Below are 24520 nucleotides of genomic sequence, written 5' to 3' on the forward strand. Positions count from 1 at the left end.
TTAGCATCCTACATTCTATAGCTATAGACTAATTGCGTGCATATTCTTTCACTCCCGGTTTTCCAGAAGTAAAATATTGTTCAAATTCCAGATATTTATCTTCGTAAGCCATATTCTCTCATTTATTGTCAACTACCGAGGATTTCTCGGTAGTTGATTAACTCAGTTATTTCCATTTTGGAAACAGTTGAATCCTGTTTCAATTCTCCCTCAGAAAAAATATTATTCAGGTGCTTGCTTATAGCCGGCACACCCACATCAAATAGCTGCGCCATAGCCTTCTGCGTGCACCAGATACTTTCATCCCGGTACACAACCTGCACACCATCCTCCTTACCCTCAATCTGAAAGATCAGGAACTCCGCCGTGCTATTTCGTATCTCAAACTTCTTAGCCATAAAGTTTTCTTGCGGTACAAAACTTCAATAAATATTTTTATAGTCTTACATCATAAAAATGAGGTAAAAAACGATATATCCGTTTATATTTTTCCACTTCGGTTGCTGTTAATATTCTCTTATCGATTAGTTCTTTTTCTCTTTCTTCAATATCTAAAATCTGGTTTAGATAAGATGCTTCTCTGTATGTTAAGTTTGGAATATTTATTTCATAAGGTTGAATAGTTGAAATAAAATCAAATCCATCAATATTTAGGTCATCTTTTTCACATTCAGAACTAAGGACAATGCCTCCATACGTAAGCATTCTGGCACCGCGGTATTCAGCATATTTTATATTGTAAAGAGGAACAAACGATAGATTATCTCCAATTGAATTTCGTTCTTTAATAATTCTATGACAATAACCTTCTAGCATTCTCTTTATTGTTTCGCTGGAATTAACATCTGCACAACAATTTTCGGTTATATCATAAGGTACTAAGGAACCATAGATTTCTTTAAATTCTTCGTTAGTATATGGAGTATTTCCATTTTTAAGTTCCCTGTTACATGATATGATAATAATACTGCCATGTGGCACTTCTCGAAGGACCAATTCTATGTCTGTAAAAAAAGTCATTGATAGCGTATTGTCATAATCGAGCCAAACAATACTTGGTTTTGATAAATCGACTAGAGACAATTGATCTGAAGATTGGCCATGGAGAATGTTGATGCACGAATAAGGCTTGTTGAACTCCAGTTTATTAGGTTCATATTTCGCCTCTATACTATACATGTCTTTGATATGCAATTCCTTATGAAATAATTTAAAATCGGTAAAAGACAATCCACCAAAACCAATGTATTGATACTTTAATTTCAAAACGCCCATTATCCTTGCAATGGAAGCAAGAAGCATTCTCCGTTCAGCAAATTTGCATGGACGAATCTCATAATTCAACACTGTCGCACTCTTCATTTGCGAGTTCTTCTAGTTTAAGGTAATAATTGAATGTAGTCTCTCCTAATTCTTTAAAACTTTTAACCTCAGCGTGATCTTTCGCAACTTCCGCAGTCTCTTTTGAGACGTCATACGCAATACGAATCGTGCTTTTCTTCCGAGCGATAGTATCCGTATCTAGTGGAGGAGCAATAAAGGTCTTTTCTATGTTCGTAAAATTGTAAGACTTTAGTTCTACTGCTCCAATTTTTGAAGTATTTTCCCAAAGCATAGTCCTGTATTCATTTGCTTCGTCACCCATTTGAGGGATTTTTTTTAGAAACTCAAAAACTTTGAGCATACCATTCTTCATTATTGGAACAATTGCCTTATAGACTTCGGAAGTTGCATCTATTCCTTTCTTGGTTGTAGTTAAGGGCAAATTTAATGTCTCTTCCGAATCAAGGAAAAGAATTCCACGAAACATTACATAGTTAATATGCCACTTGGGTATAGGTTGAACACCCCAGCCGGTTATACTAGATGTATCAGCTTCTAAAACTAAACGATTATTACAATAGATGTACCATCCGGAAAGTTTAGGCTCACCAATTCCACCAAGTCCTGCAATCAATTTATATTTAACATTATTAATTGCCCCTTCGATATGATAAGGGATCGTATTGTTTGATAATAACAACTCTACACGCTTACCTGATAACGGTTTTTCGTTTAGATATATTGTTAGACCTTTCTGTAAACTAAAGTTCAGAAGTTTCTGGATATTATCAGCCAGTGTGGTAATAAAGCCCTCATCAGCAAATAGATTGCTTACTTCTGAATTTAAATTAGTAATACTTATTGATGTTCCATCTACTTCATCTGTATTCGGAATTTCAAGATAGGAAAAGGACCAGTCGTCAATTATATCAGATGTCCCATCCTCATTAGTTATTTTGCGGACCTTTTTGCTCCATTCGTCAACATCAACTTCTACCTTAAATGAATCTTGTTGATGTTTAGATTCAACAGTAAATTTCTTACCTATTTTAAAGAGAGATCTCTTCATACCGATTCCAAAACGACCGACTGTTCCATTACCTTTTGGAGCTTCTTCTGGCCGGCCAAATCGAAACGCATACTTTTTTGCTGTGTCGATTGAGAAACCGCCACAATTATCTTTAATTTCAAAATAGTCTTTATTAACCGTAAGGTATATATTTAGATTAGTGTAATCATTAGGATTTATTCTATTCGCTCCGTCGATAGAGTTGTCTAGTAAATCAATGATGGCGTCTTCTATTGATATATCACGAGTGATCATATCAATAAAAAACTTCTTGGTTGGGTTACCTTCAATTATATTATTTGACATAAATTTATTTTTAGCTATGATAAAACGTGGTCTAACGCATTGACATAAATGGGCAACTCTTCATGTTCGATTCCAAAATGCTTGTCTATCATGAAATCAACAATCATATTACCATCTATTAGTATTATAGGCACAGCACCTGGTTTTATGGAACTATTTTCTGCTTCCTTTGAAAAAGCAATGATTCGGTAAAATTTGAGGTTGTTCAGCCTTGGCTAAGCCGCTAACTGAGCCAACCGATGATTTATTTTCTGAATTATTTTGAGATGCGGAGATTTTCCGCAAGTCGAAATAATTGTTGAGGCGAGATAAGATTCAAACATAAGCCGTTTGAACTGCGCTACCGAAAGATCCGGATAATCCTTCCTTATGACCTCTTTGCAGACATTGAGGGCTGTGAAGGAAAGATTGAACGCAAAGTCAAGCCGCTCCCTGTCGCGGGTCTGCTGTGACTGAAGTCCGGTAAACTGCTTGGCATCGCGTATACCGAACTCGATCTGGAAGCGTGTGCGGTAGAAACCGATGATCTTTTCAGGTCTCATGTCGGTGTCGGTAGAGAAGTAAAGAAGAGGCTCTCCGTTTTCAACCGGACATACCACGATACGGATGTCGCGTTTCAATGCCCTCGAATGTACGACCGCCGTGTGACATCGGGTTTTGATTCCTTTGGAATCCTCATATATGAATGAAGTGAACACGGACATATCAAGAGTTGAGAAATCCACTTTCTCTCCATACTTTTTCTTTCTGCCGCGTCTTCGCGTGGCGGAGGAATCCGGTATGGCCAAATACCTGAGATATGAATTGGCACGTAATCTCCCGACAAACCGGAATCCCATGCCAATCACCTCATTTACAAACTCATATTTGGAGAAAAAGGCATCGGCAACCAGAATATCCGTCAGTGAGAGCAGCTCTGCCGCCTTTGACCTGACAAGTGCCACATACCAGTCAAGCATTGACATTTGTTTCTCAGATTCAAGAGTCCTGAAGTTCGGTGACTGGACAGCACCGAGCATCACACATGTATGTTTACTCAGACTTATTGCCCCGATCGCCATTATCTCCAGACCGCGTTTGACACGTTGTGCCACCCCTGACCAGAAACGGCCTATGCCATATGTCAGGCTGCCTGACTTTGAAATGAACGACGGATCGATTGCCACTGCCATGTCATCGGACGGTCCAAAACAATCCTGCGCCATACCTATGTTGACTTTCATCCAGTCTACGGGTGTCTTGAAATTGGAGGCAAAGGTCTTGGCTGTACGACCGCCATAGCGCGACAGCCGGGTAAAATTGACTTTGCCCGGAATCAACGCCACAGTGCGTATTGTTAAAATCAGCCAGTTGAGGAACCTTTTGCTCATCTTGGTTGTAGTATTTTCAAATACCGACTTACACTGAAAGGTGAAGTCTTTGAGAATCGCCAATACGTTCATATTGTTTAATGTTTTTATAATGAACGCTTTGGCGATTCATTTGTATTTGACGATTCGATATATTAACTTAAGTTTCAACCACTTCGGTGATTTTTACCGAATCATTGAAAAAGAAGACGTAGTAAAAAATAGACCTTGTTCATATTCTCCTTGAACTGCACCACGAAATGCGTCTATCTCTTTTCTACTCACCTTTCCTGTATCCCAACGTTTACATTGGAAAGCGACATTCATAAATGCAAGACCTACTTTTAATTTTCCGTGTCCATCGATACCTCCATCACGACTTTTTTTCGTGACAGTCAAATTATGGAAACCATACTTTCCAAGCAGATTCTTACAAAATGACTCAAAATCATAAGGATTTAGCCCTTTTAGTTGTTTAAGGATTTTGCCTTTAAACTCAGAGGTGTACTGTCTATGAAGTTCTCTGAGTTTAGATAGTTGTGTTATATCTTCTTTAATATTCTTCTGCTTAATATTTCGATTGACAAGACCAAAAGTACGACTTTCTTCATCATATGAAAAGAACTTCTTAGAGGAAGCAGAGGGATAATCAATACCATAAGCATGGCCTCTAAGTTCGACCCTTAAGACAGACAAAGGATCTTGGGCATGGAAATCATACAGTGAGTTTTCTATGATTTTTGCATATATTTCCGAGACAGACAGTGTCTTGTCTGAATGTTTCAGAACTTCTATCGCCGCTTGTGTTATAGTCCTTTCTTGCTTCATATGTAGTTTGTTACTTTTCCTTATAATATTGGACTACTTCAAACAATTCACCTTTTGGTAATTCTTTGATATTTGAAACACACTGACCATTCTCTAATTTCTCAAGATTTCGCATTGCGCGAGAACCATCCTTTTCGCTCAGACCAAGGAATTTGTTTATCGCCTTAGTATTGTTCAGGTCATTTATAGGTAGAAGGAAAGCTGTTTCACACTCTTGAGAGAAGTCAAAATTCCCCTGATTATATTCTGATATACCCTGTGACAAGAGAACAATAGAAACACCATAGGAACGTATCTTCCTTAAAAGAACCTCTAATATTTCTAATGATTTTTTCTCGCGGAAAAGATCATGAGCCTCGTCTATCATCAAAACATAGCGCATGCTCCTATTTCCGTCAACAACCTCAGTTCCACCCATATTAGTAAAGACATTAAATATGTAGTTAATAATGAGGAAAATTGAAGTAAAACGTACAGTGCTATCCAGTTCACCGGATAACGAGAAGTAGTAGTTATTATTTAGGAATATACTTGGATCATTGACTTTTGACGCAAAAAGTTCATACTCGCTGAGTCGTTCCATAATCTCAGTAAGTGTGTCACGAGTCTCTCCAACTGTATCGAGAACGAGATCGTAAATTTCTTTTAAGGAAGGATGTTTGCCATCTTTATGTTTGATAAAAGCCTCTTTAGTCGCGTCCTTTAATGTTTGTTGTTGCTTCTTACCTATATTAGAGTACTTAGCAATAATATCTACAAATTTATTTATTCCCACGAGTTTATTCTTTTCATTAATGTTGTCAATGAAAGAAACAGGATTTAATGGGAATGGGGTATGAGGTGCACTTATACACTCAGTATGGGTCTCGGTAAAGAAGTCACTCATCTTAGATTTATCATCCTCACTGAGTCCTTTGAAGTCAAGAAATAGAAAGTTAACCTGTCCTTGCGTTTTCTTATGAAGCTGTCGAAGGAACTCAAGCGCAAACTGAGTTTTGCCTGAGCCAGATTTTCCAGCAACAGCAATATGTTGGTTATTGTAAAGTCTTGAATTATTAAAGCAACAGTATATGTCCTCTCCTGTAGTGAGATTATATCCCACTTTAATATTTATCGGACCAGAGAAAACACTCTTAGATATGTGTTGATTTCTATTCTCTACGGAGTCAAAGCTCTCAGGGGTATCCTCTATCGCATCAACTCCATTACTAAAATATTCAGTAAGAAAATCGAAGAATGTATACTGAGGATTATGCTCGAAAAGATAGTTTATTTTTTCAAGCCCATGATCAACATGAAGTTTTATATACTTAGGAATCAGCTCATCATTTTTGGTAATTCCATAAGCTTGACAAATCAAGGCTATAAAAAAATCTCGGTACTGTCCGTCAAACAGAATGTGATCTTTATATTCTTTGCCTTGAGAATCATAGGAGGAAAACTCCTGCGGAGTAAATCTCTTCCCGGTTGACAATGAATATCCTAATGCGATACGAGCTATCACATTTTCTTTCGTTCCACCGGGGAGTTTTCTGGTTAATTGGGTTACAACATTTTGGTTCTCACCCGAAGTCCTTATATTAATTTGCATTTTCTCTATTTTTATATTCTTCGAACAGGTTTTCTGGTTTTACTTCCACAAAATGAGAACCGCCTTTTTTATTGCTAATCAAGTAGGATTTACTTACAATAGGTTCAATATAACGGTATTCATCTTCTGTAAGCTCCTTTTTAAGTAGCGGGAAAAGAATAACCTGTTTAGAAACGTTGGGATAGAACTTTGTTAGCACGTTCTTGGTGTGCAGTGGGTCAAATTTTTGCATTGGACTGTCAATGAATACTGGGAACTCTATCTCAGTTTCATCAACTAAAGCACTTAAAAGTGCAGATGCAAACATTTGGCGTTCTCCCATTGAAAGAATGCTGTTATCTATTTTTTTATCATCATAGTCATATAAGCTAATATCAACATCATCACCATTTCCATTGATGTCAACAATAACTTTTTGAACTAGATTAGTTTTATGCAAATAAGATTGAAGTTTAGTCTCTAATTTTTTTGCTAGAGCCTTTTTCTTCTCATCTTTAAAGCGAATGAGGAATTTCTGTATCTTATGAATCAAACGGGTTGCTTCATTATCTACAGCTCTGTTTTGGTCGGCCACATCAATTTTCTTTGAAAGAATCTCTTTCTGCTTCTTATGAGCGATTACTTGCTCATTAATAGATTCAATTTCTTTTCGTTTTTCTCCGATTTCCTCACCAATTGAATCAATTTCTCGATCAAGCTTTTCTTTTCGTGCACGAATCTTTTGAACGTAGTCACTTTCAGCTTTTTTCTCTGCTTCTCGGATTCTTTTTTCTATAGAAAACAGCTCAGCTTTAAGTTTCGAATACTTATTAAACAGTAGTTCAAACGAAGACTTACTATCCTTAACCTTTACGATTAAACGAGTGAAGTCTTCAATCTGTCCCTGACTAAAATCGTGAAGAGTGCTGAAATTTTCGAACTTACTATCATCAAAACCATTATAAAAATGTTTTTTGATGAGTTGCTTTATTTGAGTTTCATAGAACTCTCGCGTCTTGTAGTCAATTCGGAAAGTTATATCTTTTCTAGCTTCCTCAATATCGCCAAGTATTATATCAGTTTTATCGTTGATTCCTTCAAGTTGAAGTATATTTTGTTTGTATGCTTTTTCTGACTCTAGTTGAGATAAGAGTTCAGCCATGATTCCACCAGATAAGCCAAATGGAATAAGGCTATAAAAGTCTTTCAAACCGTCTTCAGTCTCCCTTAATGCAGTATTAAGGTCTGTTTTACGGTTATTTAGTCTATCTAATTCATCAATAGACATTAAGTCACCTTCTCGAATTAGTTGGGATTGTAACTCGGCTGATTCATGACGCTTAATTACACGATCATCTTCCAAGTTATCAATTTCATCTAGCAGGTTCTGGATACTTTCTTCTTTTATTTTTATGGCACTGATTAGCCCGTCAAACTCGAGTTTCTCTTGAGGTTTAGCGGATGCCTTTCTATAATCATCTTGAATCCTTATTAACTCAGATTTCAAGTCCTCATATTTCTGTATACCAAGAACCTGTGAATAGGCGAGACTTAAATCCTTTCTCTGTTCAGGAGTATTGATTTGAGCGAATGATACAATTTTTTTCAGCATCAAAGAAGAAGAACTTAGCAATTTCTATGGGTAGGATATAATCCCGAATAAAAATTTCCTCCTCCTTAGCTATTTCTTCCTTAGATCCAGTAAATAAATCGTTCTTTCTGCCGTCAATTAGAATCTCTAATTCATCGTCATAGTTAGTGGCACTATCGTAAGACCTTACTATAGTAATTTCAGTACAAGGGGTATCGGGTATTTCTACGTCAGTGAAAGTGACTGCCACAGAAAACTTAGTTTCTCCATTTTTCTGAGCTTCAAAATTAAGACTGTTCCCAATGTATTTGCTATAGCCACCTTTCTCGTCAATTTCCTTGCGATATAGTTCATCTACCTTTCCCATGTTTTTGCCATAAAGACACCACACAAGTGACATGAGAAAAGTAGTTTTACCGAAACCATTATTACCGCTAACGATAATCAAATTTCGGTCTCCATCGGGGGAAAGATTTATTTTATTCTTTCCTTTATAGATACGGAAGTTATTAAGTTCGATTTCTCGTATGGTCATGGTTTCTTTTTCGTTTTAACAAATTCTTCTAAACGAGATTCAATTTCAGTCTTAAGTCCACGACGTCGTTGCATCAGCGACTTACTTTTTTGGAGCATCAGAAGTTGTTCGATTAATTCGCCTTCTTCAATATTTTCTTTGCAAATCTCTCGCATTAAATCTGCTTCCAACTTATTTTTCAATTTGCCATCTTCCATAGCGAATGTGGAATTATAGATTTTATTATATATTTCTGATACCTGATGTCCGAAATTGAAATCTCTATACCAATTTACTTGAATAGCAATCAATTCTTGATCGGTAATAAGCTTTATTTGGGGATTATGCTGTTGTAATTCATGTTGTACATTTAATAGACCTTCCAACATTTGAGCACGGTATGTAAACGTATATGGTCCCATATCATTAACCGCTTTCTTACCATCGCGCCGTAGTGGAAATCTATTTTCGATAACATTACGTTCTTGATCAAGTTTTAGTCTAAAATCGTAGAGAGGTTGCATCCATTCTCTACCATTTTTGATTAATGACCGCATAGACTTGTCATCTTTAATAACCGTACAGGTCCAACAACCAAAACGGCTCTGACCACAAGAACCATGACTTTTATCCGTGACAACGGTAGGGCATTCATAATCATCAGCACTTGCGTCAAGATATATATTAAATAGTATCTTGTTGTCGAATCCCCATGGTGATGGGATGGCATTAATTATATACCAAACTTCTTCAAGCAGTAATTCTTTTATAGGAGCATATACAAATGTATTTGCCAAAAGTGTATGCTTAGTAAGGCGTTTGCCATGTATTTCATGTTTCTTGATAGAACGTGCTCTGGTTGCACTTTCTGCTTTTCTGGTGCCAATTAATATTATTGCTTCACCACATTCGTCCACTTGTTCTGTGATAAAACGCGCTGTGGGCTTTATCTTCATTTTTTCGGTACACCATCTAAAGGCAGTGTTAGGAACGGGATAACCCTTGCCTATAACGTTAACCCAAAAAGAATCTTCAAGTCGTGGTGTAGTTTTCCTTACAAATATAGGTAAATCTGCCTCTCTTGCTTTAGTTTCTATTTGCGCCAATACATCATCAACATAAGTTGCAATGATTGGGTTCTCAACCAATGTGTCATTACATACCACATATATTGGGCGTCGTAATTGGAATGGAACTGGTTGCTCTTTTAATTTTAGCATGGCAATCCAGACCAGCATAAGCAATACTGTAGAATCCTTACCGCCACTAAATCCAATTATCCATGGGCGATTTGATTCATCAGCATACGCATACTGATCTAAAATTTCATCGATTATATATTCTATACGTTGATTCTTCATAATAAATGATTTATCAACTTTTAGATACGTTTGATAAACATTGCTTATTCACTAAATCTGCTAATTCTACTTCTAAGAGATTTGCTATTTTAACTAACGTTTCAAGATCTGGTTGAGAAGAATTTGTACACCACTTTGAAACAGTTGATGGATTTACATTTAGCTGTTCACATAACCATTTATTTGTCTTCTTCTTTTCAACCAAAACTACTTTTATGCGATTTATGTCTGTTTCCATAAAATTCAAATCTATTGTTCGGCTGCAAATTTAGTGAAAATTTTTCACACAACCATAAGGGCGATATATGTTATTAAGCATAAAAATGCCCCGACAAGAGGGGATGATTCTTGTCGGGGCGAGTGAGAAGGATGAGGGATTAGTAGAGACGGACGCAGGTTATGTTGGCGGTTTTGACGTCGTATGGTGTGTCATAGTGCTCTTTCGAGAAGGCGATGGCGAGGTGTTGGATGCGGTGTTTGAGCCCAAGTCTTTTGAGGAAGATGATGAAGTTTCCGAGGAGTTCGATGAGGTAGTCATCGCCTTTGTCAGTTTTGACGTAGCCTAAGAGGATTACATTGTCGGGGAGATTGAGCATGCCCTTGGTCTGTGTCAGGACGACAAGTGCAGTAGAAAATGTCGGGTCGTCAGAGGTGAGGCTAATGCCATTGCTGTACTCTTTGTAGGTCAGATTGGAAGGCTGAGTGCCGAATTTGTCGGCGAGATAGTTCTCTACATCGGCGAGTGCATTTCGCACACGCTGGTCGGTATTGAGTGGCTGCTGTGTCGTAGATTCTGTCGGTTTTTCTTCGTTGGGAGCCTTGTGGCCGAAGAGGGTTTTCACACGGGAGAGGAGTTGATTGAGGTTGTTGGATACTTTCATTTTCTGTTGGATTTGGGGTTTGTTTGTGAATTGAGTTCGTTGATTTTTTCTTCGAGGCGGTGCTTCTGATCGAGAGCGCGGGCGGTTTCCTGCACACGGTCTTCGTAGTCTTTCACCTCTTTTTCGATTTGCTTGACACGTTCAGGGTCGCGGAACCAGCTCTGAATGCTGTCGAGTCCTTCGGAGTTAACTCCTCCGTGCATCAGGATGTAGTGATACTTGATGTCGGAGATACGGGCTCGTTCGATGCGCGACTCTTGCCAGATAGTGGCAGCTCCGAAGAAGATGAAGGTGAACACCGAGATGAACATGGTGAGATAGACTTGCCATGATTCCTTGGCGATACGGATTGTCTTTTCAATCTTCTGTACCGGTGGATTGGCGGTGAAGTTGTCAATCTTGTTGGTGATTTCAGTCTTCAGGTCATCGACTGAGGCTGTCAGATTGCTCCCGATTTCGCTGACCGTCTGCGTCTGTGTTTCGATGGATGCCTGCATCTCATCGACTTTTTCTGTAACGGCTGACGTTATGGTGGTACCCATATTGTTCAGATCGTCGGCGGTGGCGCAGTTGAGTTGCGACTCCTTGATTTCGGTGCACGTACCATTGATTGTGCTGAGGTCGTCAGCTATGTTCTGGAGAATATTCTCCGAGAAATTTTCAGAATTTCCTTTCATGTTTTTCAGTTTTTGAAATTACACACTTCTGCCTCTTTTTCTCTTTTGGCGGCGTTTCATCTCGTTGATGAAAGCCTCCTCTTCCGGGTCATAGGCAGGTCCGACTTGGAAGAGACCACCGAGTGCATTGCCGAGTCCTTCGACAATATTGGCTCCCGCTTCAAGCACTTTGCCGACTGCATTTGGTCCCTGTTTAGGCTGCTGTCGCATTGGTTTTGGCGAGGGCGATGCCGGCTGGGACTGCCGTTTTTTTGTTCCGGTCAAGAGCCTTGCAGATGACATCGTAGGAGCATCTGCCGTTGCGGTCAACCTGCGAAGCTTTGAACTTTTGCCCGTCCTTGAAATAGGAAAGACCGTCGACTTCGGTAGAGCCACGTCGGAATTTTTTCCTTACCGTTACACCTTTTTGTGAGAGTTCGCGCTGAAAAGTAGTCCAGTCCTTTGCTGATCTTTTGGCGGCTTGAACGGCGAGATAAATCTCCTGTCGGATTTTCGGCCGTCCTTTAAGACGCTCAGTTTTCACTTGGTCTTTGTTCTCACCATAGGTCAGACCGTACTTCTTTTTCATCTCGTCGCATATCTCGTTGTTGCGGTAATATTCGAAACTGTCGCTTACACATTTGCCGTCATTATCCACCCGGTTATAGACGATGTGACAGTGAGGATGCTCCTTGTCGAGGTGCCGGGCTATGATAAACTGGGTGTTTTTGATACCCATTTTATCCATATATTCCAGCGCGAGTTTCACCATAAATTCATCGCTCATGCGCTCGGCATCTTTCGGAGAATAGGACAAAGATATGTGTCCGCACCAGTGTCTGACCCTGCTGTTGAGATGTCGCTGACACTCAAAACCGTCGATAATATCTTTCGGCGTATCGGTCAGCAGACCCTCGGAATAGAGCAGACGTGCCTCTTTGTTTTTCTCTTTCAGCGCGAGAACATACTCTACGCAGCCGGAAAAACAGCTTCCTTTAGTTATGCCTCCAATCATAAGACAGTCTTGTATAAAGCGTTTTTATCTCCTTGCTCAGACCTTTGAGAGACCACTCCACGAGTTTGAAACCCGCTTCGTTGGCTTTCTTCGCAAGCTGATTCAGATTATTCGCCATGCTCCCGATCTGACGCAGAATCGCCATATCATCGGGTGTGGCTACTGCCGTAACCTTGGCGTTGAGCAGAGCGTGGCGCCAGAAGTCAGACAACTTTCTGCCGGATTTTCGACAGTTTTCCTGAACGGTCTGATACTGTTCTTCATTGAGCCTGACACTGACAACGTATGACTTGCCAGATTTCTCGGATGCTCCCGGAGGAGCTTTCTTTCTTCTTGTGAATGTCATTGTCTTGGGATTTTGAGATTCGACTTTGTGACCATCGGGAACGGACTCCAGCCGCCCGGTAACGGAGGATGCAAGGTCGGAAATGTTTACATTGCCACTACCTTGCTATCCTCCTATTCCTTACAGAATATCCGGATACCGGCGTTGCCGATGGCTTCGCCATTTTCACTGCCTTGGAGCAGTGGTCAGAACGATTTACTGATTAGTGTGAACCAGCCTTCATAATTGGCGGCGTTATTGTCAAGATGCTCATTGATGATGTGCTCGACAAAGTTGCTGACGCTGTAGCCGGGACCACCGAAGAATCGGGCAGTGCGCTCGACACGGTCAAACGTCTCATTGCTGATTGCTACCTGATGTTTGTTGTCCTTGCCGAGTTTAATCGGGGCAAAGAAAGCGGTGCGGTAATCTTCGAGTTCGCTCTTGCGCTGTTTGGCAGTGGGGCGAGGTGACTTTGACTGAGCGGCTTCGCTCTGTTCAGCGATGGGCTGAACTTCTGGGTTGGTAGGATTTTCCATAGTTTCAGAGAAAATGGAATTGTTAGACATATCAGTCATTTCGGATGACTGAGGATTTGAGATTTTTGATTGTGCCATTTCATTCAGATTTTAGAGAGCTTTCGCTCAGTTTGTATTCTTCGATGCCTACGAGTTCCAGATGTAGCGCGTCAACAAGTTGGCGCAATGCCGGATTTCGTTGCATCATTTGTTCAAGGATGCCATGTGGAGTTTGCTCGGATATCAGAAAGTCGGCAATGTCAAGACCTTGTGTACGCTGCTCATCGGTAGCCATCTGTTCAAGCGATTCAAACAGTGTCGCCTTTATTCCGGAATCATCGAATAGCGTCAGTTTCTTGCGCCAATCGTCAGTAGCGTTTAGGTCGGGGACCAGCATCACCTCTCTGTCTCGGAGTGCTTTGATTGCCTCGCGGTTGAGACAACTGCACTTGCCGCCTGTAGCGAGCCACAGATATTGCGGGAGGTAATGTGTTGCGAGTATTGCCGTCTTCTCACTCTCCACAATGGCAACCGGCTTGTCGCGGATATATGGGAGCAGATGCTCACCGAAGAAACATTGGGTTAACTTGAAGTCGGGCAATCTCAACACCGAGTGTACCCAGTTGATGTGTGGAAACGGCTCCTGAACACGATGTCCGGTCAATCGGTCATACAGCATAATCTTTCCGCCACGGACTTCACCATCATTTGAGATTTGCCAGAATACCGTGGCACCTTGCCAATGCTTTGATGTGCCTACGCGATACATTTCCATCAATCGCCGTGCTTCATCACTTCCAATTATCGCCGCCACGAAAGCAAAGAGATTATTGCGGTCGTAGCCACGCATGGTGGCCTCCACCATTGCATCATCAATCCTGCTCATCGGTAGTAACCCTGATTGTTTTCCAATCGGCATTGACCAGCGGGCGCATCACGAATGTAAGCGGATGTGATTTACAGTCTCCAGGGCGTCCGACAATCGCGATATACACGATTGCCGATTCCTGCCAGTTGCGTTTCACCTCGATTCGGTGTGTATTGCCGATTGCCACAGATATTGCAGCGAGCATAGCCGATGCCGTGTAGTCATTCGGAAATCCGCAGGTTGTGTTGAGTTCGAGTATAATCCGTTGCATCTTGGCGGGGAACACGTGGACCGGAAAATCATTGTCGGATGTTTTGGCGTGATTCATCAGTGCGCTGATTACAGAGTCCGGAGTAATATTCTTTTCCATAGGCTCAGAAATTATAGCCCCCGCGGGGACGGCGTTTCATACCGGCAGTGATGGCCGCTGCTGTTTCGGCGAGAGAAGGAGCGGCGGAATGTTTGCGCCCTCCCTCGATCCATGCGTAGATTTCATCCTCATAAAAATAGAGGAGCTTGCCGCGCTTATAGCTCGGAATGGGGTCATTCGGAACTTTGACCGCGCGGTAGAGGGTAGAAAGTGACTTGCCGATTATCTGGCAAGCCTCTTTCGCATACACGAGTCTGCATGAGGACTTGGACTGTTTGGAGAGGCCGGCGATGCCTGCCTTTTCAAGCAGGTCAAGCACTCGATCGAGTTTCTCGGATAGATCGCTTACCACATGTGGCAGCTGGTCGAAAGAGATTTTGGATGTTTCCATATCAGTACGATTTTAAATTGTTTTACGGAAATAAAACCGCGCTGATTGAAAGTGAGTTGTCAGTGTCATATGGACACCTTGAAATAACCGAAAATAACCTCATTTGATCCTGTAAGCTATTGAGTATCAATTCGGGTCGTGCATAAACTTTTCAAGTGGTGATTAAATGAATTTTAGAGTGATTTGATGGTTGGGATTACAGATAACCTAAATTTAAGCGATCTTGACTTAATGCAATATTAAGTTGCCCGATGTAGGGTTCGATGTAATGATGTAAGTTTAGATAAAACAAACTTCACAAATTTGTGAAGTTTGAAAACTGTTTATATCTTTGCATCGTAATACAGTTATATGATAGCTAACAATCTTACTCCGTTTGAACCCACTCATCCGGGAGAACTTATCCGAGATGAACTTGAGGCAAATAGCCTTACTCAGGCAAAACTCGCCGAGAGTATAGGTGTAAAGCATTCTCTGCTTAATGAGATAATCAAAGGGAAGAGAGGGGTTAATACCGAAATAGCTTTACTTATAGAAGCGGCATTGAATATACCGGCTGATTTATTGCTTAATCTGCAAAGTGATTATAATATGCAGATGGCGAAGTCAGACGCATCTTTTATGAAGCGTCTTTCTTCAATTCGTAATATTGCGGCAGTGTTGTAAAGTATTTTTGAATGATAGTTATTGAAACAGACCGATTGATTCTTCGCTCGTGGAAGCCAGGGGATTTACATTTGTTCGCCGAGATGAACAAGGACTCACGTGTTATGCGCTATTTCCCAGCAACACTGAGTAATGCTGAGACAGAGGCTTTCTACAATCGTATTCAGAATGAGTTTGACTCTAAAGGCTGGGGATTATATGCTGTGGAAATAAAATCCACATGTGAATTTATCGGATATGTAGGACTGCATGAGATTGGTTTCGATGCAGACTTCACTCCCGGAGTTGAAATAGGGTGGCGTCTTGCCGCTGACTATCACAATCAGGGATATGCAACCGAAGCAGCCAAAGTTGTGCTGAGTCTGGCAAAGAGTGCGGGGATTGAAAGGCTGTTTTCTTTCACTGCCAAGATAAATGCACCGTCAGAGCGTGTGATGCAAAAGATTGGAATGGTAAAGGCCGGAGAGTTCAGGCATCCTAATCTGTCGGATGATTCTCCGCTGTGTGTTCATGTGCTTTATAAGCTTGATTTATAACAAAAGGGCGAATAACCATGACAAAAGTCACGGCTATTCGCCAATACTATACCGGGAAGTTCCCTTGTTATTTCCTATTCTTCTTTTTAGCTGCCTCTAATTTGGCTTTAACCTCTTCCTCTGCCAATCTCTTGGGGATAATGTCGAGATTAATGGTCTTATAGCGTTTATAATGCTCGAAAAGATAATTCATTTCTTTGGCAGAGAGTAAAGGAATGCGGTCTTTCCCCGGATTCCTATCGGCAAGTTTCGCAATAATAGTTCCTACCTGCACGGAGCCGAAACTTTTAGCAAATACATTTTTGATGAATAAGGCTATGTTTTCGCCTTTCAGTTTCAGGAATTTCCCGACATTATAGCCAAGATGCTTCAGGTCTTCTTTTGACAGGTGATTGCTCCGTAGCTGAACAGCATCGAACCGGGCTAACGGATTGACTGTCCAGATTTTTGCATTATTGTGTAGTTTGTCCAGTTCGTGAGACTCCATGAACTGTTCCATCGTATGTGTGATATATGCACAGATAAACGACACTTGTTCAAGATTATATAGTTCTTCGTGACGTTTTAGTTCGTTAAACGCCTCATCACATCGCTGCTTTCGTGTCATTATCTCCTCGTGCGATTCGATATTGTCTTTATGTTTCTCATAGAAATCACAAATTGGACCCATGTCCTCGAGATAATACACCGAACCATCGGGAGTAACGTAAACCTCTTGCTCTGTTTCCTCTATCAAAGTACTTCCATCCGGATTCTTGTGAACATCCTGAATGCATACCGATGAGAAGAAACCTACATCTTCATCATATTCCCGCTTCTTTTGAATGCGGGTAACTCCGTGTTCATGGTCATAACGCTCCTCATCTGTCATAGAGTCAAGATCTACGTTGTATGCTTCCTCAAGTTCAGCATCATAGTCTCTCGAATCATTATATGATTTCTCAATCAGAATCTCATCGTCAGATAATTCCATGCCTACATAAGCATCTTCTCCATCAGGGAAACGTATATGACGCATATCGTCTACGATTTCCAATACCTCAAACGGTCGGTTTTCATTCATAGGAATGGCAACTTTCGATTCTTCTTTGTTCTCTGCTACACAAGCAGTTTTTGGAATTGGCTCAGAGCATTGCTCCTGTATTTCCGATACATCTATCGTGGTTACTGATACCTTTTCACTGGTCGGAGTTTCGGCAATAGCCATGACTTCACGGCGACGAAAAAGAGCCGAAAGGCGGTTGAACAAGTCTTCGATTACTGATTGAAAACCACAATAAAGACCGATTGATAGGACAAAGAAAACGGCAAAGAGTACATTGCCGGTAAATTGGTCGGTACCAAAACGATGAATGGAAGCGTGGCGACCAAGTAAAGCCATTATGCCACATCCGGCAACAACGGCACTCCAGATAAAAATTTTGTCCCGGGTAGGGGAAGCATAGATCCTCGTGCGCTGGGGCGTATTTCTAATAAGCAAATAGAGGATTAAAATTTTTACGTCTTTATAGACAATTCCACCCACGATTTTGTTCAGACGAAATTAATAATAAGCACTCACAAATATGCGTACCTGGCAACTGAATGGGTTTTCCCAATCATCAGTGTGTTTCTCTAATTTATATTCACATCTCATGCTACGTAACATATTGCCAAACTCATCCATGAGTGCGCCTCGTCCATTCTCTTGATAAAAAGGACTGACACATACTAAAATATGATTGTGACTCATGTCTGAATTTAAAATACTGGCAATGTTGTGACGTTCAAACTCAATGATGTCTAAAACATTCGAGAATAGATGGATTACCGTATCAGATTGCGGACGTATATCGTCTTCTGTCAATTGTCCGGCAGAGACATTATATGCTGTTATTTTAGAGTTTTCATAGAACTGCTCCAAATATTGTAATCCTAGCGTCAGTGAAGCTTTACTTGGTTCGATTACAGTGAAATCGGATATTTTATCGTTGTCAATATAATGGTTCTTAAGAAAGTCAGACAACACCATTTCTGCAATACATTGGCCACAACCATAGTCAACGACAGAGATACTTCCTTCTGACCATACCTTATGTGGGATGCGGTCATACGCTATCTGAAGCTTTTGTCTATGTATTTCTCCGTAAGAAGATATATACATATCAAGCTGCTCTTTAGTCGTGAGGTTGGCGAGGCCGTTTCCCAACTCATCTTTCAGCTTCTTTTGTTTATTCTCTGAAAGTGAGTTGATATGTTGTTTCACAGACTCCACAACATCGTCAAACGATAATCGAGAGGCATTGAATTGTGGGATAAAATGAAATGCTGATGTCTGTTTCATATAATTGAGTCGTTGTCTGGGTTCTGCTGATGCCGAAGGTAATTCTGACGGGCGGAAACCGGGGACGTGTTAGCGTAGCAGTATGCGCATCCGTGCGGGCAGGTATTGTAAGTCCCAATATCCTTTGATGTGATACAACCGCAGAGTGAGCGTTGGCCTTTGTCTGTTTTAGAATTGCGTATCAAAGGTTCTAATTCCGGCGATAATCGGCATATCAGCTCCGGGTCTATGCAGCGGTTGTGACTGATTCCAAATTCTGACAGATCAACTTTTTCGGCGCAGGTCGCAAGTTCGAGACCGAGCTTCATATCTGCCAGTCTGCGTGAAAATTCAACCATTTCGTCCTCCGACCACTCATGATAGTTTATCCCTGCATCGGAAAGATTCCGACCGACTTTGCGATACGAGGATATATCAGCAAAACTAAACACCAGTTTCTCGACATATCCGCGTAATCCGCCTGCTATATTGCTGATTTTATGCAATAAATCCTCTGCCGAAATTCTGTCTGTCAGAATCAACGGGTCGAATCGCCAAACGACTGAACCTAAGCCCAATTCATCAACCAGACGTTTGAATGTTTCAATTCGCCCGTGCAAAGGTGGAACACTCGGCTCTAATCCCTCGGCCTCGTAGTCATTAAGTGTATATTGGACGTAACAACCAATCCCTTTTTGTTTCAAGATTGGCAGGAACGGAAATAGCGGCGCAGGATTCTTCGACCAGAATACGATAAATTTGGTATTGTCAAAAGAAACGTATGAATCCTTGCCATTGTAGGGATTACGCCATCTTACATGCCCTTTGCTGAGACGATTGAAAAACCAGTTACTGTAGAACGCCGGAATATCGGTGGCTCGACTTGCTGAAACAATCAGCGGAGTCTGAGCATCGACAATATTGCCGTCATCTAATGTAAGTTTTTGCTTTTCGTTTTTCATGGTGCAAATTTAATATCAAACATGGGCAATAATAAGGCGCACTAATGCTAATAAATGTTATACATTATAATTGTGGCAAAAAAGCCATATATAAACCGAATAGAGTCTGTTTATCGGCAAAACTTTTATCAAAGTTGAGTCTAACACGGTAAAAACTTGCTGATATCGGCAAGTTTTTACAAGAGTATCCATAATTAAATATGATTGTTCTTTCGGCTCGTGCATTGGGATTATTTACAAAATCGTCAACGACACACGTCTTCCAAGACCTTCGAAGATTCGGAAGAGGGTATTGAGCTGAACATCGGATTTCCCGTTTTCAAGACGGGATATATAGGTTTTCTTTGTACCGATACGCTCAGCAAGCTGTTCCTGCGTCAGTCCCGCTTTAAGACGTTCTGCTTTAAGCGTCTCGGCCAGACAAAAGGCAGCTGCGTCGGCATCAAATTGTTCACGCTCCTGGGTGCCAGCTTTGCCGTATTCTGCATCAAGAAGCTCGTCGAATGTACGCGCCTTCATGATGGCTTCTTTCTTTGCTTTATTCATGTTCTTTATCGTTAAAGTATTCTTTCATTATTTTTTTAGCTCGCTCGATTTGCTGCTTGGGAGTCTTTTGAGTCTTCTTCTGAAAACCGTTGAAGAGAATTACAAGTGAACCCTCGTCAAAGCAACAGAAGATGCGAAATATATTATTTCCGACTTCAACGCGAATTTCATATAACCCGTCCGCATCTTCCATATTCTTCAGAATGGTCTTTGGAACTCTATCCACAGTCTTGACAACGTTGATGCAGTAGTTTATTTTGCGTCTCACTGCATCAGTCTGAGCCACGTAGAACTCCTTGAAGTAATCTTTGTATAGCTTTATGGTTCGGTTCGCCATATCTTATTATGTAACCGCAAAGTTAACTAAAAAGTTTACTTTGGCAAAATTATTCATGTATTTATTTCAGAGAGATTGAGTTGATGGCATCACAGATTATGATTCCAAACAAATCGGTGTTTTTGGGGTGATTCGCTTTTAATATTTGGGATGTTTCACTTGGACGTTATTTCAGCGAGATGGAATTAGCGACATCGCGCTTCTTTTGGTTCACGACCTCTGCATAGATCTGGGTGGTGGCCACGTTTTTATGCGTTAGCATTTTGCTGACAGTGTAGATGTCGGTGCCGTTGGTAATCAGGAGTGTAGCGTATGTGTGGCGGGCGCAGTGGAAGGTTATCCGTCTTGATATGCCTGCGGATTTAATCCACTCTTTCAGCGGATGATTCACCATGTGGCGTTTGAGCCCTTTGAAAATCAGCCCTTCCGAACGTTCACCGCAGAGTGCGAGAGTTTCATCGCTGATAGGGAGGTTGGTTTCTTCCTCGGTTTTCTCAGTACACATTCTGATAAGATAGCCTCCGTCCTGCCCCATCTGGATATGCTCCCATGAGAGTTGCAGAATGTCGCTTATGCGAAGTCCGGTCATACAGCTAAACAAAACCGCCTGTTTCAGAACGGGAATCTTACAAGGTATAGCGACAAGCAGCTTGACTTCCGCGAGTGTAAGAAACTCTTTCTTGACTTCCTTCCACTCGATTTTCTCAAGGAAGTCATTGACATTCTCGCGGAGATATTTCTCCTGATAAGCCATTTTCAGCAAGGCACGGAATGTCGACCAATATCCTGCCGCCGAATTGTGTGAGATTGGCCCTTTCCCATTGTTATGCTGACGTTGGGCAGAGAGAAGATAAGTACGGAAGCCCTTGCAGAAGTCAACTGTCAGATCGCAGAAACGGCACTTGCCCTTGCAGTAGATTTCAAAGTGTCGGAGAACGCAGTCCCATTTCTGATACTTCTGACGGCATTTCTGCTTGAAGTAGGCAAGAAAGTCCATGCGCAGCTTCTCCTTATCAAGAAAATCGAACTGCTCGTTAAGCAACTGCTCGAAGCGACGGCAGCGGATAGCTTCAGCCTTTTCAAGCATTGAGGAGTTAAACTGACGCTCCCGCTCATTCTTGGGCGAGGCATAGATATAGATACCGAGGGTTTCACGGCGGCTCATCCGGTTGGTATGAGGATTACGGATGGCAGGATAGAAATCAAGGTAGAGCGATATGCGTCCACCCGAAATAGCCTTCTGACGAAGGAAAACTTTGGTGCATGTATTCATACGCGTTTGATTTAGAGATTTGATGCGAAGGTAGGGAGTGTTCAAATAGTGGACTCAAACACCCTGTTAAGGGCAATTCCCACCGATAGCCCACCGTAGTTCCACCGCATCAAATCTTGGGTGGAGAAAACAGATTATCAAGCTCTTGCTTTGATATTTTGACGATTCTTCCGACCTTAATCTTGCTTATGCCATAGGTCTTTACATAATGATAAATTTGGTCGCGTGTCATGTTGTACTTTTCAATTGCCTCCGGAATCGTATAGTATTCCGGCTCATTGACTGCAACACCTTTTGCCTTGTCGAAATGCCATTTTGAATAGCGGGCTTCACAACCTATTTTCATTTTCGGAATTCTCTCCTTTAAGACAAGATTATAGATTGCCGAGAGCGACATGCCATAACGCTCCTGTATCTCCGCAGCGGTGTACCATTCGGTAATTTCTTCTTTCCGATGCAGTTTGGGAAGGGGGTTAAGTGTCAAGCGTTTGCGGTTTAACTGGTTCAAGCCATCTCGCAGAAAGTGACTGAAAGTGAGCGAAGTAGCAATTTTGTCATATCCTGGGCTGTCTCAGCTCCATTATGTGCAACCATATCAGTTGCTTATTTCAATGGCAAAGTTAGCGATTGTCAGACAAATAACCAAATTTGATCTGGCATCTCAGCCACTGTAATTATTACCACGGTAATAATTACGGCGGTAATAAAATTTGACAGTTATTCTTCTTCGTAGTAATATGAGTAGTCGATGCCTTTCATGAACATCTCGCGGTCAGTAATACGATCGGTGAGAGCCGGTCTGATAAGATTCTTGATTGAAGCGGAATCTACCACGCTTGCAACCATTGCATCCATATATTCCGATTTCCCGACCTTACTCCAGTCGACACAAAGTTTTAATGACCTTTTCAGCATCATATCTAGCCAGATACGTGTGCTGCGGCCATTGCCTTCCATAAATGGATGAGCCACGTTCATCTCCACATACTTGTCCATAATCTCATCGAATGTAGTTTCCGGCATCCTCTCAATAGTGGACAGCGAAGTAGGTAGATACTGCACCATAGCAAACTGAAAACCACCCTTGGCAATATTCTTAGTACGTATCTTACCGGCAAAGTCATATAATCCACCGAAGAGATATGAATGAATTTGCTGCAGACCCATTACTGTTCCTACCTCAATGGTCGACATCAACGAGCTATCCCACAACTCGTATGCCTTGTCACGACTTTTATTGTCAAGCTGGTCTTCTCCCGTGATTAGCCATTTCGCAAACGCCATTGCATTTCGGCTTGGGGTGGCATCAATGAGAGAAAGTATGTCTGCTTGCGAGAGGCAATCTGTAAGATAACGTTTCCCGTCAGCAGCAGCCATCTTCAGTTGGTTACATTTTGTAACCAACTCGTTTCCGTCTTTTGCCAGACGGTGCTTCATCACTTTCCAGTAATTGCGTGGATTCTTGCTTTCAGTGAGAATTGCAATAACATCTACTACCGAGAAGAGCCACTGAGAGTTAGCGCTATCCCATGCTGCACGCACTTCGCGGTCATTGAAAAATCGTATTGATATTTTGTCGCTCATGATTCAGATTTGTTTATGATCCAAGTGGCATTATTCTTTGCTCCGATACGTGAGAGGATTGCTTTCTCTTTTAGGGAGGCAATGGCGCGATCAACCGTTCGCTTGCTCAGTCCGGTTTTGGTTGCAATGGCTGCGATTGAGATTTGAGGATTCTCTTGAATCATCTTTATTACAGCCATCTCCTTCAGGGAAAGGTGCGCGGTTAAACGCATTGGCGTTTCCAAAACGTCATTTTGGCGTTTAGCGTCCTTTGAAACGTCAGACTGACGTTTATCTTCACTCCATCTGATGTGAAGTGTGCGATTTCGCAAGTCGGCAGGTACGCCAAACACCGCAAAGTTCATGAAGCGTTCAAGTGGCTCAAATGTGCGGTGAATCCCATTGGGGATGTTCTCATATTGAGACCTAACCAACGCATTCCGAAAGAACCATGAATGTTTGGCAAAACTCTCATTGTTGACATCAAAGCCGAAACTACGGAGATACTTTATCAGGAACACGGCAGTAGTGCGGGTATTGCCCTCGCCGAAAGCGTGAATCTGCCAAACGCTTGATATGAATCGGGCGATATGGTTGATCGCCTCCTGTGCGGAATGGCTACTATAATCAAACTTCTTTTCCTCAGAGAAATCAAATGTCATCAGGTCCATCAAATTCCCGGCATTGGCATATTCGATTGTATCACCATCAAGAATCCACTGATTCTTAGTGATATTATATGTGCGGAACAATCCGGCATGAGGCAGAATACCCTTGAAAAGATAGCCGTGAATATGTGCCAACTCCATAGGAGAGAAAGTAAAAGCCTTTTGCGCCAACAGAGCATTGATTCGTTCAGATACACCGTCCGCCTCAAGAGTTCTGTCCGCCTCTGCCTTTTCCCGCACATCTTTCTGCTGATAGTACTCTTCAAGTCGATGGCGTACATCTTCAGTGCTTATCTTCCCTTCGATATTCTCTTTAGCTTGCGATACAAGAAAATCCGATGGCGTCAACCCATCAACCTGCTGCAAGCCGATGGCAATAGACCAGTTCTTCGCCCTTTGCACCTTATCCGGCTCAGAGGAACGCAAATACTGCTCAAACTCCTGATATTTATCTTGGTATGCCATGATTACATTCATTAAAGACTTCCGATATTCGTCTGCCAAGCATCAGCCTTCTCTTTATGTCCCTGATCCTCGTGAACTATATATTCGTCAAACTCCGACATTGTTGTTAATTCGAATTCTATTGTCAAAATCGCTGGCAAATGCGCAAATCGAGCGGTATGTTCTATCTAGGTTCCAACCGTCCTTGAACTCAATACGGTTGGCTTCCACTTTTCTCTGCATCAACATACCTTCAACATTTATATGTAATGACATAATAATATAGAG

At 41.5% G+C, this 24520-nt stretch carries 29 protein-coding genes and 1 pseudogene; 2 read left to right on the top strand and 28 right to left on the bottom strand.

The genetic code is table 11. The features are described from left to right. Positions 1-164: 164 nt before the first annotated feature. The 19 genes and pseudogenes from FDZ78_RS00350 to FDZ78_RS00435 all read right to left on the bottom strand — a co-directional run. Positions 165-398 (bottom strand): annotated as a pseudogene (locus FDZ78_RS00350) (cell filamentation protein Fic); the annotation flags it as partial. 37 nt (positions 399-435) lie between these two features. Next, positions 436-1362, bottom strand: coding sequence for an O-methyltransferase (locus FDZ78_RS00355; RefSeq protein WP_136408923.1), 927 nt, complete (start codon positions 1360-1362; stop codon positions 436-438). After that, positions 1334-2698 carry an ATP-binding protein gene (locus FDZ78_RS00360; protein WP_136408922.1) on the bottom strand — a complete coding sequence of 455 codons (1365 nt, stop codon included), beginning with the start codon at positions 2696-2698 and terminating at the stop codon, positions 1334-1336. The genes FDZ78_RS00355 and FDZ78_RS00360 overlap by 29 nt, the downstream gene beginning before the upstream one ends. A 215-nt stretch (positions 2699-2913) precedes the next feature. Continuing rightward, entirely contained in the window at positions 2914-4140 is a 1227-nt protein-coding gene (locus FDZ78_RS00370; protein ID WP_124076708.1) for a transposase, read from the bottom strand. Positions 4141-4233: 93 nt separating this feature from the next. Further along, positions 4234-4875, bottom strand: a complete 642-nt coding sequence (locus FDZ78_RS00375) for a restriction endonuclease (protein WP_136408921.1) — start codon at positions 4873-4875, stop codon at positions 4234-4236. Positions 4876-4885: 10 nt separating this feature from the next. Beyond that, positions 4886-6466: a DndE family protein gene (locus FDZ78_RS00380; RefSeq protein WP_136408920.1), complete on the bottom strand. Its 1581-nt coding sequence runs from the start codon at positions 6464-6466 to the stop codon at positions 4886-4888. After that, positions 6456-8057, bottom strand: a complete 1602-nt coding sequence (locus FDZ78_RS00385; RefSeq protein ID WP_240740312.1) for a DNA sulfur modification protein DndD — start codon at positions 8055-8057, stop codon at positions 6456-6458. Before FDZ78_RS00385 ends, FDZ78_RS00380 begins: the two co-directional genes overlap by 11 nt. Then, positions 8014-8571, bottom strand: coding sequence for an AAA family ATPase (locus FDZ78_RS14755; RefSeq protein ID WP_240740311.1), 558 nt, complete (start codon positions 8569-8571; stop codon positions 8014-8016). Before FDZ78_RS14755 ends, FDZ78_RS00385 begins: the two co-directional genes overlap by 44 nt. Beyond that, positions 8568-9911: a DNA phosphorothioation system sulfurtransferase DndC gene (gene dndC, locus FDZ78_RS00390; RefSeq protein ID WP_136408919.1), complete on the bottom strand. Its 1344-nt coding sequence runs from the start codon at positions 9909-9911 to the stop codon at positions 8568-8570. The genes FDZ78_RS14755 and dndC overlap by 4 nt, the downstream gene beginning before the upstream one ends. Before the next feature lie 13 nt (positions 9912-9924). Beyond that, positions 9925-10149, bottom strand: a complete 225-nt coding sequence (locus FDZ78_RS00395; protein ID WP_136408918.1) for a helix-turn-helix transcriptional regulator — start codon at positions 10147-10149, stop codon at positions 9925-9927. A gap of 139 nt (positions 10150-10288) precedes the next feature. After that, positions 10289-10792 (bottom strand): hypothetical protein, encoded by a 504-nt coding sequence (locus FDZ78_RS14535; protein ID WP_160631898.1) that lies wholly within the window; start codon positions 10790-10792, stop codon positions 10289-10291. Next, a complete protein-coding gene (locus tag FDZ78_RS00400; RefSeq protein ID WP_136408917.1) occupies positions 10789-11469 on the bottom strand; it encodes a hypothetical protein in 681 nt (226 codons plus the stop codon). The genes FDZ78_RS14535 and FDZ78_RS00400 overlap by 4 nt, the downstream gene beginning before the upstream one ends. An 18-nt stretch (positions 11470-11487) precedes the next feature. Then, positions 11488-11679 carry a hypothetical protein gene (locus FDZ78_RS00405; protein ID WP_136408916.1) on the bottom strand — a complete coding sequence of 64 codons (192 nt, stop codon included), beginning with the start codon at positions 11677-11679 and terminating at the stop codon, positions 11488-11490. Then, on the bottom strand, positions 11663-12463 hold the full coding sequence (locus tag FDZ78_RS00410; protein ID WP_136408915.1) for a relaxase/mobilization nuclease domain-containing protein: 801 nt from the start codon (positions 12461-12463) through the stop codon (positions 11663-11665). Before FDZ78_RS00410 ends, FDZ78_RS00405 begins: the two co-directional genes overlap by 17 nt. Then, entirely contained in the window at positions 12444-12809 is a 366-nt protein-coding gene (gene mobC / locus FDZ78_RS00415) for a plasmid mobilization relaxosome protein MobC (protein ID WP_136408914.1), read from the bottom strand. The genes FDZ78_RS00410 and mobC overlap by 20 nt, the downstream gene beginning before the upstream one ends. 185 nt (positions 12810-12994) lie before the next feature. Then, positions 12995-13405, bottom strand: a complete 411-nt coding sequence (locus tag FDZ78_RS00420) for a DUF3408 domain-containing protein (RefSeq protein WP_136408913.1) — start codon at positions 13403-13405, stop codon at positions 12995-12997. A gap of 1 nt (position 13406) precedes the next feature. Further along, entirely contained in the window at positions 13407-14192 is a 786-nt protein-coding gene (locus tag FDZ78_RS00425; protein ID WP_136408912.1) for a DUF6371 domain-containing protein, read from the bottom strand. Then, positions 14179-14544 (bottom strand): DUF3987 domain-containing protein, encoded by a 366-nt coding sequence (locus FDZ78_RS00430; protein ID WP_124076059.1) that lies wholly within the window; start codon positions 14542-14544, stop codon positions 14179-14181. The genes FDZ78_RS00425 and FDZ78_RS00430 overlap by 14 nt, the downstream gene beginning before the upstream one ends. Positions 14545-14548: 4 nt before the next feature. Then, on the bottom strand, positions 14549-14935 hold the full coding sequence (locus FDZ78_RS00435; RefSeq protein ID WP_136408911.1) for an AlpA family transcriptional regulator: 387 nt from the start codon (positions 14933-14935) through the stop codon (positions 14549-14551). Between the two features lie 351 nt (positions 14936-15286). Here FDZ78_RS00435 and FDZ78_RS00440 point away from each other — a divergent pair, with 351 nt between their 5' ends. Beyond that, entirely contained in the window at positions 15287-15601 is a 315-nt protein-coding gene (locus tag FDZ78_RS00440; RefSeq protein ID WP_136408910.1) for a HigA family addiction module antitoxin, read from the top strand. Between the two features lie 11 nt (positions 15602-15612). Beyond that, on the top strand, positions 15613-16137 hold the full coding sequence (locus tag FDZ78_RS00445) for a GNAT family N-acetyltransferase (protein WP_136408909.1): 525 nt from the start codon (positions 15613-15615) through the stop codon (positions 16135-16137). A 67-nt stretch (positions 16138-16204) separates the two neighbouring features. On the opposite strand, the gene FDZ78_RS00450 is transcribed toward FDZ78_RS00445, so the two are convergent. The 9 genes from FDZ78_RS00450 to FDZ78_RS00490 all read right to left on the bottom strand — a co-directional run bounded on the left by FDZ78_RS00450 (position 16205) and on the right by FDZ78_RS00490 (position 24292). Further along, entirely contained in the window at positions 16205-17662 is a 1458-nt protein-coding gene (locus FDZ78_RS00450) for a hypothetical protein (RefSeq protein WP_136408908.1), read from the bottom strand. A gap of 18 nt (positions 17663-17680) precedes the next feature. Further along, complete coding sequence (locus tag FDZ78_RS00455; protein WP_107033380.1) at positions 17681-18460, bottom strand: hypothetical protein; 780 nt, start codon at positions 18458-18460, stop codon at positions 17681-17683. Beyond that, a complete protein-coding gene (locus tag FDZ78_RS00460) occupies positions 18457-19401 on the bottom strand; it encodes a DUF1848 domain-containing protein (RefSeq protein WP_124076303.1) in 945 nt (314 codons plus the stop codon). The genes FDZ78_RS00455 and FDZ78_RS00460 overlap by 4 nt, the downstream gene beginning before the upstream one ends. Positions 19402-19635: 234 nt before the next feature. Beyond that, positions 19636-19947 (bottom strand): helix-turn-helix domain-containing protein, encoded by a 312-nt coding sequence (locus tag FDZ78_RS00465; RefSeq protein WP_107033382.1) that lies wholly within the window; start codon positions 19945-19947, stop codon positions 19636-19638. Further along, positions 19940-20284, bottom strand: coding sequence for a type II toxin-antitoxin system RelE/ParE family toxin (locus tag FDZ78_RS00470; RefSeq protein WP_107033383.1), 345 nt, complete (start codon positions 20282-20284; stop codon positions 19940-19942). The genes FDZ78_RS00465 and FDZ78_RS00470 overlap by 8 nt, the downstream gene beginning before the upstream one ends. A gap of 166 nt (positions 20285-20450) precedes the next feature. Next, positions 20451-21557, bottom strand: a complete 1107-nt coding sequence (locus FDZ78_RS00475) for a site-specific integrase (RefSeq protein ID WP_124076298.1) — start codon at positions 21555-21557, stop codon at positions 20451-20453. Positions 21558-21666: 109 nt separating this feature from the next. Beyond that, positions 21667-22065: a helix-turn-helix domain-containing protein gene (locus FDZ78_RS00480; RefSeq protein ID WP_136408907.1), complete on the bottom strand. Its 399-nt coding sequence runs from the start codon at positions 22063-22065 to the stop codon at positions 21667-21669. 209 nt (positions 22066-22274) lie between these two features. Continuing rightward, complete coding sequence (gene fic, locus FDZ78_RS00485) at positions 22275-23141, bottom strand: protein adenylyltransferase Fic (protein WP_136408906.1); 867 nt, start codon at positions 23139-23141, stop codon at positions 22275-22277. Further along, positions 23138-24292, bottom strand: coding sequence for a Fic family protein (locus FDZ78_RS00490; protein ID WP_136408905.1), 1155 nt, complete (start codon positions 24290-24292; stop codon positions 23138-23140). The genes fic and FDZ78_RS00490 overlap by 4 nt, the downstream gene beginning before the upstream one ends. Between the last annotated feature and the right edge of the window lie 228 nt (positions 24293-24520).

The sequence above is a fragment of the Duncaniella sp. B8 genome (assembly GCF_005304985.1).
Classification (GTDB): Bacteria; Bacteroidota; Bacteroidia; order Bacteroidales; family Muribaculaceae; genus Duncaniella; species Duncaniella muris.